13 protein-coding genes are annotated in these 14065 nt (G+C 46.8%); 8 read left to right on the plus strand and 5 right to left on the minus strand.

Annotated elements, in window-relative coordinates; genetic code table 11:
• Positions 1-344: 344 nt before the first annotated feature.
• Positions 345-932 (minus strand): dihydrofolate reductase family protein, encoded by a 588-nt coding sequence (locus AAGR14_RS13805; protein ID WP_342644808.1) that lies wholly within the window; start codon positions 930-932, stop codon positions 345-347.
• Positions 933-1344: 412 nt separating this feature from the next.
• Positions 1345-2025: a DUF6624 domain-containing protein gene (locus tag AAGR14_RS13810; protein WP_342644809.1), complete on the minus strand. Its 681-nt coding sequence runs from the start codon at positions 2023-2025 to the stop codon at positions 1345-1347.
• Between the two features lie 241 nt (positions 2026-2266).
• Between AAGR14_RS13810 and AAGR14_RS13815 the strand changes: the two genes are divergently transcribed.
• Both AAGR14_RS13815 and AAGR14_RS13820 read left to right on the plus strand, forming a co-directional pair.
• Positions 2267-3088 carry a helix-turn-helix domain-containing protein gene (locus AAGR14_RS13815; protein ID WP_342644810.1) on the plus strand — a complete coding sequence of 274 codons (822 nt, stop codon included), beginning with the start codon at positions 2267-2269 and terminating at the stop codon, positions 3086-3088.
• A gap of 54 nt (positions 3089-3142) precedes the next feature.
• Entirely contained in the window at positions 3143-4258 is a 1116-nt protein-coding gene (locus tag AAGR14_RS13820; protein ID WP_342644811.1) for an FAD-dependent monooxygenase, read from the plus strand.
• A 154-nt stretch (positions 4259-4412) separates the two neighbouring features.
• Here the strand turns inward: AAGR14_RS13820 and AAGR14_RS13825 are convergent, their stop codons facing one another.
• The gene (locus tag AAGR14_RS13825) at positions 4413-5342 is read right to left on the minus strand and encodes an alpha/beta hydrolase (protein ID WP_342644812.1); all 930 of its coding nucleotides are present in this window, start codon (positions 5340-5342) and stop codon (positions 4413-4415) included.
• Positions 5343-5676: 334 nt separating this feature from the next.
• On the opposite strand from AAGR14_RS13825, the gene AAGR14_RS13830 reads away from it, so the two are divergent.
• Positions 5677-6516: a bacteriorhodopsin gene (locus AAGR14_RS13830; protein ID WP_342644813.1), complete on the plus strand. Its 840-nt coding sequence runs from the start codon at positions 5677-5679 to the stop codon at positions 6514-6516.
• Here the strand turns inward: AAGR14_RS13830 and AAGR14_RS13835 are convergent.
• Together AAGR14_RS13835 and AAGR14_RS13840 are read right to left on the minus strand one after the other, a co-directional pair.
• On the minus strand, positions 6513-7475 hold the full coding sequence (locus AAGR14_RS13835) for a Brp/Blh family beta-carotene 15,15'-dioxygenase (RefSeq protein WP_342644814.1): 963 nt from the start codon (positions 7473-7475) through the stop codon (positions 6513-6515). The genes AAGR14_RS13830 and AAGR14_RS13835 overlap by 4 nt on opposite strands.
• Entirely contained in the window at positions 7465-8619 is a 1155-nt protein-coding gene (locus AAGR14_RS13840; RefSeq protein WP_342644815.1) for a lycopene cyclase family protein, read from the minus strand. Before AAGR14_RS13840 ends, AAGR14_RS13835 begins: the two co-directional genes overlap by 11 nt.
• Positions 8620-8929: 310 nt before the next feature.
• Between AAGR14_RS13840 and AAGR14_RS13845 the strand changes: the two genes are divergently transcribed.
• The 5 genes from AAGR14_RS13845 to AAGR14_RS13865 all read left to right on the plus strand — a co-directional run bounded on the left by AAGR14_RS13845 (position 8930) and on the right by AAGR14_RS13865 (position 14054).
• Complete coding sequence (locus AAGR14_RS13845) at positions 8930-9283, plus strand: hypothetical protein (protein ID WP_342644816.1); 354 nt, start codon at positions 8930-8932, stop codon at positions 9281-9283.
• 207 nt (positions 9284-9490) lie between these two features.
• Entirely contained in the window at positions 9491-10201 is a 711-nt protein-coding gene (locus tag AAGR14_RS13850) for an ATP-binding cassette domain-containing protein (RefSeq protein WP_342644817.1), read from the plus strand.
• A gap of 3 nt (positions 10202-10204) precedes the next feature.
• Positions 10205-11626 carry a DUF3526 domain-containing protein gene (locus AAGR14_RS13855; RefSeq protein ID WP_342644818.1) on the plus strand — a complete coding sequence of 474 codons (1422 nt, stop codon included), beginning with the start codon at positions 10205-10207 and terminating at the stop codon, positions 11624-11626.
• A complete protein-coding gene (locus tag AAGR14_RS13860; RefSeq protein ID WP_342644819.1) occupies positions 11623-13008 on the plus strand; it encodes a DUF3526 domain-containing protein in 1386 nt (461 codons plus the stop codon). Before AAGR14_RS13855 ends, AAGR14_RS13860 begins: the two co-directional genes overlap by 4 nt.
• Positions 13008-14054 (plus strand): M14 family metallopeptidase, encoded by a 1047-nt coding sequence (locus tag AAGR14_RS13865; RefSeq protein WP_342644820.1) that lies wholly within the window; start codon positions 13008-13010, stop codon positions 14052-14054. Before AAGR14_RS13860 ends, AAGR14_RS13865 begins: the two co-directional genes overlap by 1 nt.
• The last annotated feature ends 11 nt before the right edge of the window (positions 14055-14065 follow it).

Genomic DNA, 14065 nt, shown 5'->3' on the forward strand with positions numbered 1-14065 from the left:
GAAATATTAAGGTATACGCATAACTACAACAATGAGGTAGTAGATTGAGTGCAGTGTTATTTAATTATGCAGACGAAATTCGACAACCTACATGCTAAGTAATTTCAATTTATGCGTTTTGTGACTTAGTATAGTGGTCACCTACTAACCACAGCCCGCTCATTTGCCGCGGAAGCTCGGTACTTTGGCATAGCCCCAAAGTACCCAAAACGCCTGGCTGTTGCGATCACCTCACACCCGCACAAGGCCCCCGCTGGCCCGGGCGCAACAGCGGGCCTTTGCGCTCTTCTGATTAGCGTTTACGAGTTTGCAAAGTGGAGCTATTTATTAGTAGAATTAAAAGCTCACTCATTAGAGTTTTGGGGAGGCACGGCTACATATTTATTCAATATTTTACCATTCTGATAAGCGATCGAACCATTGAGCCGGAGAGGTTTTCGGGAGTTAAAAATGCGCATGCCCTCCCCTATGGCAATGGGATTAGTAAACAGGTAGTACTCATCAATCAGGTTAAGGTTGATGAGCGAGTTAACAAATTGTGCTCCGCCATAAACCAGCAAATCTTTCCCCGGTTGCGCTTTGAGTTGATGGATGGCAGTAGCCAGGTCACCGCTTTCGGTTTGCAAATTGCGACCGGTAATACCCGATTGATTGCGGCTGAAGACTATTTTTTTCATGTTCACCATCCGTTGGGCCAATGGCTGCTCTACGCTATCGGGCTGATGGTCTACCACGTTTTCCCAATGAGCGATAAAACCGGGCGTCATGTTGCCGCCTAACAAAATAATATCACAGCTGTCGGCTATATCTAAGATCTGGTTAAACATAGCGTCATCGTGCTGGCCACCGGTCCACATCCAGTCTAACTCGCCTTCGGGCCCTGCCACAAAACCGTCGACGGTAATTTGCATCTGTAATTTTAATTTTCGCATGATTTATAATTTTACTATCGGTTACCTGATTTAATATTACAAATATCTGTAAACCTCGCTGAGGCTGTGAGGCCGGTTTGCGACCTATGAGCGGGTGATTTGCGAAAAACGCTGGAATTTGATAACTTGTGGAATAATAAAAAGAGAATACGTGCTTGGCCTATCCGTTTCCATCATCTTATGCACTGTAATTTACCTCGCATTACATTTTTTATTTAAAGCATTGCCCAACTCGGGCTTTAAGCCCTTTGTGCTATCAGGCTTCGGTAAAGTGTTTACAGCTTTTCTTGCCGCAGGGTTGCTGTACGTTGGGTTTTTTTGCTGGATAGTGTTAACGGGACGGCTTTGTTGATTGATTTGAAATATCTACTGGAAATCAACTATTTATCTTGTAAGCTAAACCAACGCATTATCATTTTCTCAACGCCTCCACCTCTGCTAAAGACATGCGTAGATAGGTTACACCAAAAGTTTTGGCGTAAGCCTCAATCGATTGGTCAAAACCAGCTTTTTTCCGGAGCGCGTTTACCTTTGAGGCATCGTAAATAGGCCAGACAAACATATGCATTTCCTGCTTGCCGGTGTTTTTGTTGGTGATACTTAGTCCCTGAATCTGTGTTCCGTAAATTTGCTCTTTACCTTCTTCTACCAGCAGGCGGTCCTGCATCTTGGCGTATAGCGTAAACGGAATTTCTTTGTGTTTTGCCGCCTTCTCCACCATCCTGATATATTCCTTAATATGCGGTGAGTGCTGAATGACGTTCCAGGCTACCTCGTTAGTGAGCTCGCCCACCAAACTTTTGCCGGGGTAACCGTAGATTTTGATAACAGACCGAATTTTGAGCATATTCAACGAATCCACCCGCGGCATATCGGATATTAGAAACCATTGCAAACCTTTAGCGGGCCGGTTAAACAAAGCAGCAATAGAGTCTGCCTTACCACCACTGTTTAAAGCCGTTAGCGCCGCCCGGTATTTTTGGTCGAGTACGTAAATGCTGTCCAGCTTGTGCTTAAGCGGCAGGTTAATTTGGGCTTGCGCCTGAACCAATACAGAATAACACAACAATAAGATGATAAACGCTGGTTTCATGATGTAGCTAACAGTTTTTAGGTTTAAAATGGTGATGATGAAGTTAGTGATTTACAAGATGATGTTTGATGGATTTGTATAAAGAAAAGTTTGATGGGTTTGCTCGTTAGATGAAGACTTGTGTATTGTAAAAAATTAAGTTTCAACTATACACATTCGACATCTTATCACTTAAAACCAAACGCTCATTTATTGCATCCAATCATCAATCAAAATCACAAAAACCGCTTACCTTTAACCTATGCGGCACCTGGATATTAAACCGGCGGAAAATTTAAGGCATGCCATAGAAAGTTTCTGGTATTTGAGCGTCGACTTTGCGCAACTGCCGCCTGCCGGTTTCGAGATATTGCCGGATGGTTTTGCCGAAATCATTTTTTACTTTGGTAGTCCTTGCTACCTCATTGCCGACAACGGCCCTATGGCCTTACCGTCACCATTTTTAACCGGCCTGCTCCGTAAACCCATGTACCTGCGCGCCGACAACCACATGGAGGTTATCGGCATCAGATGCTACCCCTGGGCGGTATTCGACCTGCTGGGCATTTCGTCAAACCAGGGCGGTGTTCATGTATTTGAACATGTTATTGCCCGGCTGCACTCGCCGCTCGAAGCCCTTGTTGTGTCAGGGCAAATTGCCGAAGCTTTAGCACGTGTACAACAATTTTTTAACGCCGACTGCTATGCGGTGCACTCGCCCAATGCACTTAGCAAAGCCGGGCAGGCCATGCGGCAGGGCAATGGTACCCTTCCGGTCAGGCATGTGGCCGAGGCAGCCCACACTACCCTACGCACACTGGAGCGCCAGTTTAAACGCGCAGCCGGACAAACCGTAAAGGATGTGTCCGGACTCATCCGCTTTGAGCAGGTGCGCGACCAGTTATGGACCGACCCCGAAACTCCGATTGCTGCCCTGGCTCAGCAATTGGGCTACGCCGACCAATCACACCTGGGCCGTGAGTTTAAACGCTATGCCGGTGTTACGGTTGCCGCTTTTGCGCGTAAAATTAAGCGCCATAAGCTAACCGCGCATCACGATTTTGTCGCATTTGTTCTATCCTGAAGCAACGACTTTATGCAGTTTTGTATGGTCGATTTAATCAAGACTATATTAAACATGTCCTCGCCAGAATCTAAATCCGTACTCATATCCGGCGCCAGTATAGCCGGGCTTACCGCTGCCTGCCTGATGCAGCAATTAGGTTACCGCGTAACCGTTGTAGAACAGGCCGACCAGCTACGCATCCAAGGTTCGGCCGTAAATCTGACTACCGAAGCGCTTGAAGTGGCTAAGCGCATAGGTATTTATCAGGCCCTGAATGCCAGTGCGCTTAAGCTTGAAAAATGGGAGTTTAAAGATGCCGGCGATACAACCGTTGGCCAACTACCCGTTGATGCGGCTGACGCTGATGAAGAAGTTGAAATTGAGCGCGGTAAGCTTTTACAACTTCTGACGGGCGCCTTAAAAGAAGATATCACCTTCATATTTGGCGACCGCATTACCCGTTTGCAAGAAAACCCGGAAGAGGTGGAAGTCAGTTTCAGGAATTATCCTTCACAAACATTTCAGTTAGTTCTGGGTGCCGACGGCTCGCACTCGGGCGTGCGCAAGATCTGGTTTGGACCTGAGGCTGATTATACCCATTTTTTAAACCATTACTTTTCGATTACCATTGTACCTAAGCTGCTGATTCCGCAAGGCACGGCACAAATGTATAACGTGCCGGGCAAAGTGGTGATGCTAAATGCCTACAACGGCAAAACCGACATCTGTTTTTGCTTTTACTCGGCGCAGCTCTTAGATTATGATTATCGCAACACCAACCAGCAACGCCATATCATCGAACAACATTTTGCCACCGAAGGCTGGCGTACGCCCGAGTTACTACAAGAGATCAGTCGGGCAGAAACCGCCTATTTTGACCAGTTTAGCCAGGTCAGGATGCCGTACTGGACCAAAGGCAGGGTTGCCTTGGTAGGCGACGCCGCCTATTGTGCATCGCCGGCGGCCGGCATTGGTGGTTCGCTGGCCATCATTGGGGCCGCTGCCCTGGCCGATGCGCTGGCCCAACACCCCGACAATCATGCCGCAGCCTTTAACCAATACCAGCAAAGCTTTAGCCCGGTAGTTGATGAGGTACAATTAAACGCTGCCACCATGCTGCAACAATACCTCATTCCACCAACCCACGAGGCCATCCGCAAACGCAATACGCTGCAAACCTTTGGCTGATGAGAATGCGTTTCTATTGGGTGGGTTACCGCGTTTTAAGACAAGCACAATAGCAGGGATATTTATTTAAAGAGATGAAACAGCTTTAGCATGGCGATGAACAACGTAAATCTTAACGGCAAACATTCAAATGCTAAGAGATTAAAATGTTTTTTTACTGGCGATTAACCTTATGGTACAACTCTACAATCTCCCGTACAACCAATTTGGGCGAATGCAGAAATACATAATGCCCCGAATTTTTAGCCAGTACATATCTTCGGTTAGGACGTTCTGCAGCGAAACTTTTTAAACAGCTTTTCCAGCTCAGGCTATCTGTGCCTTTATAGGGAGGATGATCTGAACCGATTATGGTAAGAGGCATTTTGATTTGTTTGGCGGCTTCGGCTGCTTTTTGGTTTGTTGTGCCGTAATTGTTAAGCAGATGGTATAAGCCTGGTCGTTCTTTTTTGAAGGTTTTGAGTTGGGCCTGATATAAAAGCATAATTTCTTTCGATTTTTCCGCTGTCATGAAACAGGGTGTATTGATATCGATAAAAATCCCTCCTGCTACTTTATTTGGATTTCGAGCTGCGAACACCATAGCATAACTTCCGCCGAGCGAATGAGCAACTAAAAAAAACCGACCATTAAACCCTAACCTTTTCAAACCGGTTTCAAGCATATGTACTTCGCTAACGATATCTGTTTTGCTGGTATCTAAGCTGCTTTTTCCGAAGCCTGCACGGTCATAAGTAATTAATGGTGCCTTAAGTTTTTTGTGCAGATCAATCAGCAATGCATTCCAGACACTCCCGTCATCACCGCCGCCCGACTCAAACAGAATAGGAACACCTTTACCTTTAACAATACGAAAATGCGTATGGTAACTACCGTTGTTGATTAAGGTATCGACAACTTGACCCTGTGCTTTAAAGCTTGTGGCGACAAAAAGAGCAAGCGTACATACTATTAATATATTCGTTTTCATTTTTAGATTATCCAAAGCTTTGCCTGACAAGTTATGGTAATAAAATAAATGATTGCTGATTTCATTCGCATATACGATAGAAAAGTTGGTGATTAAGCAAGTTTTGTTAAACATTCAAGCAGCGGTTTAATTAACCAAAAATTCGTCATTTAACATCAGGTTGGTAGATTCCCACTTACCACAACTGCAGTAATTTAAGATAAATTAGTAACAACACCGGTCATAAACTGCATGAATAAAACTTTTTAATCCTACAACCAAGAAGAATTTACCTGCTAATTATTCTTTAACCACTGCGCAACAATAGTCAATGACTCTCATTTGTCAATAAGCTAAAGACTTATTTTTCCTTATATTTTAATTATAAATTAAAATATAAGCTCTTTTGTAAATAAAAAAACATTCTTATGAAAAAGTGATTAATATCCCAACACTAAATACTTTGAATATGCATTTCTCCGATTCATTTCTGCCAACGGCCAACACGGTCGGGCTGTCGTCTATGATTACTTACTTTTTCCTGATTTTTGCGGCTTACGCCTTTTTAGGAAATGTGATTTTTTGCTGGCTTGGCAAGTCGGCCGTGGCACCTGAACATCGTACATCCCGGTATCTAACAGCAATTATTGCAGCTGTAGCCGGCATCTCTTACTTATTTATCGCGCACTTTTATCACGAGATGCTACGCGAACTATCGCACCTTACCGATCCGGCCAAGCGCGAAGAATTGCTAAATAATTCATATAATGCCATTGGCCAGTTAAGGTATATTGATTGGTCGATCACTACCCCACTGTTACTGTTAAAAGCCGTGAGCATGCTTAAAATACAGCCCAGCCAAGCCAAAAGCGCTATTTTTTGGCTACTGTTTGCCGACCTTTTTATGGTTTTTACCGGTTACATAGGCGAGCAGCAACTTACTGCCGATGGCCACATTATGGTTACCCAGAAACTTATCTGGGGGGCCATATCTACTCTTGGCTACCTCATTATTCCTGTTATTTTATGGAATTTATGGAAACGCTTCAAAGATACTGTACAGCCCGAAGAGCGTACCGCCTACCAGTGGATTGCACTATCGACGGTAACCACTTGGGGTGTTTACCCTATTGGTTATGTTCTAACTGTAGTAAACGGCATCAACACCAACTACATACACATTGCATTCAGCATCTTTGATGTGATTAACAAAGTAGGTGCCGGTGTGGTAGTTTACCTGGCAGCCAAAAAAGCACTGGAGCGCCGTGTTGCTGAGGATGCTACCATGAATACCCACCTGGTAGATTAAGCACGCAACGATTTGTTTAAACCATGCATTACCTCGGTGTGAGGCATGGTGATGAGCGACAAAAACACAAACAACAGCGGTAGGGGATGAATTACCGGCATATAGTGTTTAAAAAAATAACCGGCAAGCACCAGCCCACTAATAGCCAACAGTGTAAAGGGCAGGGCTTTTAACCACAGTTTAAACAAGGGTTTATTACTTACCGCAGATTGGTGAGTAATAAACCCTTTAATGTTAAGCAGCGTATTGAGCGAATGCCATCCGGCAAAATAAAGCGCAAATGCCAATAACAGCGGTAAGGTATAGCTGCAGAGCAATATAAAAAGCAGTTGCCCGAGTAGCCAGTATTGGCGACAGTCAGGTGATTGCCGTTTGTCGGCCACTAAAATACCAGTTATTATAAGCCCTAATACCGGCAGCAGCCATTGGGCCTGTGCAGTTACCGCTAACCAGCAGCTATAAAATAAACCCTGGCCATTCACCAGTTGCAGCAATATCGGATTTACTGCCGCCAAATGAGAAAACAAAATCCACCCCAGCAATGCAATACCATAAATTAAACGCAGTATGACACTCCAAACTTTTGTTTGCGACAGGTTTGTAATATCGGTTTCAGCAAAATGCCAGGCCGACGTTAGCAAAAAAAGAGTTAGACTAAGTTGCGGCAAAATATACCATGCCACGGCATACACCAGCATGATGATGAGGTACCGGGCCAAAAATCCCAGTATATAAAAAGACCGCTTAACGCGCCTGGCTTGTTCTTTTTGCACCAGATGGTCGAGCGCACCGTGCGGAATGCCTGTAAGCAGCAAAGAAGCTACTAAAACAGCTAATTGAACAGGCAAACTCAAAGGATTAATAACGTTATGCCAAGTCATCAATAAAAAGCCGGTACCAACCGTAAACCAAATCAGCCTGACCGATGGGGACTGACAGGCGCTGCGTTTATCCGTCATTGTCAATTATATACTTTATAGTTTCTTTGATGAAAGGCAACCAGGGTAACGACCAAAATATGGCAAATTCATGTATGGGTTTAGTCCTTTCGTCTAAAAAGCGCAATACCCGGGCAGATGAGTTATACCTAAATAAACGGGTAAAAATACCGGCAACCAGCTGCGGCTTTTTACGGATGATGTTTAACAGCAACCTGTCATAAAACCTAAACCGCCCCCCGGTACCTGTTTGTGCATTGGGCAGGCTGATATTCAGGTTACGCGCCAGCCATATACTATCTTGTGTGATGCGATTAAATGTATATCCTGTACTGGCTTTAACCATACCCGCGGCTTGGCCAATCAACACCTCACCGGCCTGTCCAAACCGCTTAAACGTTTGCCGGCTCATGGGTATACACCCTTTCTCGGCAGATGTTACTACGAAGTTTACGCCAGCGTAAGTGTATTGCATGTAGTTGCTGATTAACTCGTCATACACCTCATCTTCAGCAATTTTAGACGAAAAAAAAGTAGCTTCGATGAGTGCATGCGTTTTGCTAAAGGGCAACACGTATATGAAATGCACATCCTGATACAATTGTACGGAGTAATCCATCAGGCTTGCCGTACTTGTATCAAAAACTTCATGGTCTGCCTCAATATACCATCCTTTAAAATGCTGTTTCAGTTCATCAGCCTGCCCTTTATTTGCCGGAATACTGCTGAAACAGGTTTTTCCCCAGGCCACATAATCATCAGTTTTAATTAAATAGCTACCATTGTTTGGCTGTATTTGGTTGACCCTACCACTTACCTGCGTGATGTTATGGTGTGCTGGAATAAACTCCCGACTGAAGTACTCAAAAAACACGTCGCCCGGAATATAATGGTAACCGTACGGGCCGATAGTTTGAGTTTTGGAAAACGCCGCCGAACTAAATGATAATTGATGCCAGGTTTTAGTGACCAAGTGCTGCAAGGGGTGTTGCTCTGAAGACCAAAAGCACCAGGAACGTTGCTTTGCTGCACCATCGTCAACAAGCAGCACCTTTAAACCTGACCAATCTTTACGCTGCGAAAACTGATAAAGCAATTGCAGTCCTGCACATCCGGCACCAATAATAATGATGTCAAATGACGGAATATGTTCAGGAGCGTTCATTACTGTACAAAGTATCTGCTATGTAAACTTAACGGCAGAGTTAAACTTATTGGAGGCATTTGCATGTTTAAAAATGCAACGCAATTACTTTCGATGCACCGATAAACTGACAAGTAAGTATGGGCTTTTGTTTTGTTGTGAATTCTGAGGTCTTTCAGATTTTATCAGACAGATTTTCACAAACTCTTTTAATGAACAGTAATTATGTTCATTTTTCAATGGCCATCTAAAAGTATATCTTTTCCTCCCTTTACCAACCCAAGCTCTTGACATTACCACGGATAAACCGCACCTTTGCCGCCGGAATAGGATGCCTTTAACTAACCGTGCATATCGTTTTTTGGCCTGGTGCCTGCTGCTGGTGTTTACCACACTGCAGGCGGCGCAGGGTTTGCACGTACATAAGGGCAGCTCCTTTGCTACGCAGGTAGTTGCTAAACATACTGCTAAACAGCTGCACTTTTCAAAAGATACGGGCAAATGTCATTTGTGCGATTACCACCATCATTCGCAAGCTTCTTACCTGCCAGTATTCCAATCTTTTGCCTGCCTTTACTTTGCTCCCCAGCCGGTAGTTTTATCGGTTAATTATGCGCAAAGCATCTTCACGGCTTGTGTACATACCTGGACTAACAAGGGCCCTCCTGCCGTTGCCGTGGTATAGTACATCTTCAGCATTTACAATTTATTGATTTTTTAAAGCGTAGTCCGTTGTTTTTCGGACTGATGCTGACGTGTTTAGGCCTCGCTGCGTTTGCAGTGCCGCCTGATGTTTTCTGTACCTCTCTTTTACGTCTCCATTTTAACACCGGCACCGGCTTTTGGCCGCGTTGCTGCATTGTCTGATATTTTTATTTAATCCATCCTTTTTATGGCGTTTGTATTAGAAGCAAAAAATCTAAGCAAAAACTACCAGGATAAGCAGGCGCTAAAGCCGCTTAACCTGCAACTGCAACCCGGCGAAATTTATAGCCTGTTAGGCCCCAACGGCGCGGGTAAATCTACCACCATCAACCTGTTTCTGGGTTTTATTGCGCCCACCGGCGGCATGGCGCTCATCAACAACCTGGAGGTGGCCAAAAACCCGGTCGAGATTAAACGGCACCTCGCCTACATACCCGAGCAGGTGGTGCTTTACCCTAATTTGAGCGGTTTTGAGAACCTGTCGTTGCTGAGCTCGCTGGCCGGGTTTGATTATGATGCCGACAGATTGAACGGGTTTTTAATGCGCTCGGGTTTGCCAGCTGAGGCCATTCACAAGCGCACGGGAGCCTACTCTAAGGGTATGCGCCAAAAGGTGGGCATTGCTGCGGCGCTGGCCAAACGGGCTAAGGTGTTGCTATTAGATGAGCCTACGTCGGGCTTGGACCCCAAAGCCAGCAACGAGTTTTCGGAATTGCTGCTGCAACTGAGTGCCGAAGGTACGGCCGTTTTTATGGCTACGCACGACATTTTCAGGGCTCGCGAGGTGAGCTCGCGCATCGGTATTATGAAAGCCGGCGAGCTGGTGCACCAGCTTTCATCGAACGAAATGGATGCCCACCAGCTCGAAAAACTTTACCTCAACTACATGCACGACTAAGCCATGATTAAAACATTAGCCCAAAAAGAACTGGTATCCGCCCGGCGCGATAAGCGCTTTATGCTGTTAGGCGCCATCACTGTTTTGCTGCTGATGGTAGCGGCCGTGAGCGGCGTGGTGAGCTATAACCAACTATCGACCGAGCGCGCCGTGGCGCAGCACGCCGCCGACCACAATTTTAAAAGCCAACCCGCACGCCACCCGCACCGTATGGCGCACTACGGGTCGTATGCGTTCAGACCTAAATCGTCGCTCAGCTTTTTCGATTTTGGTTTAGATACCTACACCGGCACCATGGTTTACCTGGAGGCCCACCAGCAAAACAGCGCCAATTTCAGCGCCGTGCAGCAGTCGGGCGGGTTGTTGCGCTTTGGCGAGATGACAGTGGCCTTTGTGCTGCAATGGCTCATTCCACTGCTTATCATTTTTTTAACCTTTAACACTTTTACGCAAGAGAAAGAGCAGGAAACTGTCAAAGTACTGCTGAGCCAGGGCCTTACCATAGCCCAAATTGCGCAGGCCAAATTGCAGGGTTATGCGTGGGCACTGGCGCTCATCATTGTGCCCGCCCTGTTGGCTGCTTCGCTGTTTTTGCTGCTGGCTAACGGCCTGAGTATTGATGCTGATTTTTTACTGCGACTGCTGCTGTTTTTTGCAGCCTACCTGGTATATTTCTTCATATTTCTGGCGGGTAGCATCCTGATATCAGCCCTAAACCAGCACTCGCGTTCGGCCTTACTGCTATTGCTGGGCATCTGGATTACGGCCTGCGTAATTATGCCCAAGGTAACCGCCAACTGGGGCAGCCTGCTGTACCAAACGCCTACCAAAGCCGAAATGGATGCCACCGTACACCATGCAGCCAGTCACGGCATCAACGGCCACAACCCGCAGGACAAGCGCACGGCTGAGTTTACCAAAACCCTGCTAGCCAAATACCATGTAGACTCGGTGAGCCAGCTGCCCGTTAATATTGACGGACTGGTAATGGCCGAGGGCGAGGCGTACAGCAGTAAGGTATATGCGCGCGAGTTTGATAAACTGGCCGATACCTATCACCGGCAAAGCAGCGTATCTGAGTGGGCCGGTTTACTTAACCCCTACCTGGCCATCCGGTATGTTTCGATGGCGCTGGCAGGTACCGATGCGGCCCATTATGTGCACTTTTTAAAAGCTGCCGAAGCTTACCGCTACGGCCTGGCCCAGCACCTTAACCAATTGCAGGCTACCCAATTGCACTACCACGACAAAGAAACCCGGCTGGATAACAGCCACTGGAAAAGCTACCCAGCCTTTACTTACCAGGAGCCATCAGTAATGTGGGCTTTGAGCCGGCATTGGGTGTCGGTAGCGGCACTGCTGCTGTGGGGCGGGCTGCTGTACTTCTTTTTTACCCAATTAATTACCCGATACTTTACTTTATGAAAAAGGCTTTAAAAACCCTGTTGTATGCCGAATGGCTCAACTTTAAAACCGAAAAAAGCCTGCTGCTTTTTGCCCTGCTTATTTTGCTGGCAGGCGGCTACGGCATTTACTCAGGCCATGCCGAAATACAGCGCCAGCGCGCCAATATAGCACACTTAGATACCCTTTACCGGGATAACATTGCGGAGCTGAAAACCAAATATCCCAACACGGCCGATGCTGGGGATATTGGCTATTACCATACCACCTTTGCCCGCCACATGCCCGACTCGTGGGCGGCGCTCTCCATCGGCCAGCGCGATGTTAACCCCTACTACCTCAAGCTGCGCCTGCTGGCCGTGCAAAACCAGTTGTACAGTTCTGAGAATACCAATCCTGATAAGCTGGCTACCGGTAGCTTTGACCTGGCCTTTGTGCTGGTTTTTCTGCTACCGCTTTTCATCATTGCCATCTGCTTTAATTTGTTTTCGGCCGAAAAGGAACGCGGCACACTTGCACTGGTGCTTTCGCAGCCCATATCACTCTCTACCTTTTTATTTGGCAAACTACTGTTTAGGTTTGGGCTGGTAGTGCTGTTAGTGGTATTGCTGATTGCAGCCGGCATTGCGTTTACCAGTGCACAGCCTGATGGGCGCATACTGGTTTGGCTGGGTGCTGCTACGCTGTACAGCCTGTTTTGGTTTGGGGTGTGCTATGCCTTTATTGTGCTTAAAAAAAGCTCGGCTTTTAACGCCATTTGCCTGTTAGGCGTGTGGCTGCTACTCGCCATTATTTTACCTGCCGTCATCAATGTAGTGTTGCAGGTACAGCAACCGGTTACCGAAGGATTGGCACTTACCCTAAAACAGCGCGAAGAGGTGCATGGCGGGTGGGACAAGCCCAAAGACGAAACACTTAAACACTTTTTTACCCATTACCCGCAGTACCGCAACACCAGCCCTGTAACCGACCGCTTTGCCTGGAAATGGTATTATGCCTTTCAGGAACTGGGCGACCGCTCGGTAGAGAGTTTGTACCATACCTACCTGAGCAAACTGCAATCAAGGGCCGGGCTGGCTAACCGACTCAGCATGGTAAGCGCCCCCGCCACCTTGCAGGTTTTGCTTAATGCTGCCGGGGGTACCGACCTGCAAGCACATTTAGCTTTTGTACAAAGCGCCTGGCAATTTCACCATCGGCTTAAAGCCTTTTACTACCCCTTTTTATTTAGTGACAAGCCATTTCTTCATGCCGATTATGATGGCGAGCCACGGCATGTTTACCAGTCGCGGCCCGATGCTGATACTTTCAATATGGCGATGCTCACCCTGCTTGTCAGCACGGTGGTCATATTTGCCATTGCTGTTATTTTACAATGCTTTACCACTTCAGAACTAAAGTAATGATACAGACAAAATTAATTGCTCCTCTCCTCGTTTTGCTTTGCTTCAGCACGCTGCTTAACGCACAAAACAAGCCATTCCAATTTCAGCAAAAAGCGGTTAGGCCCGGCACCAAAATGTCGTTCAGCATCCCGGTAACGGATGGGCACAATAGCACTTTTATCCCGGTAACGGTGTTTAACGGCAAAGCGCCGGGCAAGGCGCTGGGCATTGTAGCCGGAATACATGGTTTCGAATATCCGCCCATCGTGGCCGCCCAGCAATTGGCTCAAAGCCTCGACCCCGCCCAAATGAACGGCACCCTCATTTTGGTACATATGGCTAACGTACCGGCCTTTTTGCAGCGCAGTGTTGCCCTGAACCAAATGGACGGCAAAAACCTTAACCGAAGCTTTCCGGGCAAGGCCAGCGGCACCATTACCGAGCGCATGGCCTACACCATTGCCAACCAAATTATCGCCCGCTGCGATTACGTAATTGATGCCCATTCGGGCGAGGCTAATAACGACCTGAAACCCTATGCCGGTTATTACAACCACACCGCCACGCCCGAGCTGTCGAAAAAGTCGCGCGGGTTTGCCACGGCTTTGGGGTTTAATTACGTGATACAGTTTGATAACCTGCCGGGCGTAACCGAGCCATCCAAGTATTGCTCGCGCGAGGCTGTAGTGCGCGGCATACCCGCAGCCGACATCGAGTGCGGGCGCTACGGCATAGCCGAGCCCGAAATGGTGAACAAGGTTGTTACCGCCTACCACAACGCGCTTAATTATTTAAAAATCACCAACGGCACACTTGGTAAAGTAACGCCGCTTTACGTCCGTAACCGCACCTTCATCAACAGTAATTATGATGGCTTTTTTTACAGCCGTTTAAAGGCGGGCGAGTTCGTTAAAAAAGGCGCAACGCTGGGTTACATTACCAACTTTTTTGGCAACAAAATCATGGATGTCCAATCGCCGGTTGATGGGATAATTATGTACATGATTTCGACACCTCCGGTCAATAAAACTGATGAGCTTTTCAGCATCGGTCATCTTAATTAAAAACTTTAACG

It is taken from the genome of Mucilaginibacter sp. CSA2-8R (assembly GCF_038806765.1).
Taxonomy (GTDB): domain Bacteria; phylum Bacteroidota; class Bacteroidia; order Sphingobacteriales; family Sphingobacteriaceae; genus Mucilaginibacter.

What these genes read in the sequence shown, in the direction of transcription:
- AAGR14_RS13830 (WP_342644813.1), top strand. Translation starts at nt 5,677, where the DNA reads ATGCATTTCTCCGATTCATTTCTGCCAACGGCCAACACGGTCGGGCTG.
- AAGR14_RS13815 (WP_342644810.1), top strand. Translation starts at nt 2,267, where the DNA reads ATGCGGCACCTGGATATTAAACCGGCGGAAAATTTAAGGCATGCCATA.
- AAGR14_RS13820 (WP_342644811.1), top strand. Translation starts at nt 3,143, where the DNA reads ATGTCCTCGCCAGAATCTAAATCCGTACTCATATCCGGCGCCAGTATA.
- AAGR14_RS13810 (WP_342644809.1), bottom strand. Translation starts at nt 2,025, where the DNA reads ATGAAACCAGCGTTTATCATCTTATTGTTGTGTTATTCTGTATTGGTT.
- AAGR14_RS13805 (WP_342644808.1), bottom strand. Translation starts at nt 932, where the DNA reads ATGCGAAAATTAAAATTACAGATGCAAATTACCGTCGACGGTTTTGTG.
- AAGR14_RS13850 (WP_342644817.1), top strand. Translation starts at nt 9,491, where the DNA reads ATGGCGTTTGTATTAGAAGCAAAAAATCTAAGCAAAAACTACCAGGAT.
- AAGR14_RS13855 (WP_342644818.1), top strand. Translation starts at nt 10,205, where the DNA reads ATGATTAAAACATTAGCCCAAAAAGAACTGGTATCCGCCCGGCGCGAT.
- AAGR14_RS13835 (WP_342644814.1), bottom strand. Translation starts at nt 7,475, where the DNA reads ATGACGGATAAACGCAGCGCCTGTCAGTCCCCATCGGTCAGGCTGATT.
- AAGR14_RS13825 (WP_342644812.1), bottom strand. Translation starts at nt 5,342, where the DNA reads ATGTTTAACAAAACTTGCTTAATCACCAACTTTTCTATCGTATATGCG.
- AAGR14_RS13865 (WP_342644820.1), top strand. Translation starts at nt 13,008, where the DNA reads ATGATACAGACAAAATTAATTGCTCCTCTCCTCGTTTTGCTTTGCTTC.
- AAGR14_RS13860 (WP_342644819.1), top strand. Translation starts at nt 11,623, where the DNA reads ATGAAAAAGGCTTTAAAAACCCTGTTGTATGCCGAATGGCTCAACTTT.
- AAGR14_RS13840 (WP_342644815.1), bottom strand. Translation starts at nt 8,619, where the DNA reads ATGAACGCTCCTGAACATATTCCGTCATTTGACATCATTATTATTGGT.
- AAGR14_RS13845 (WP_342644816.1), top strand. Translation starts at nt 8,930, where the DNA reads ATGCCTTTAACTAACCGTGCATATCGTTTTTTGGCCTGGTGCCTGCTG.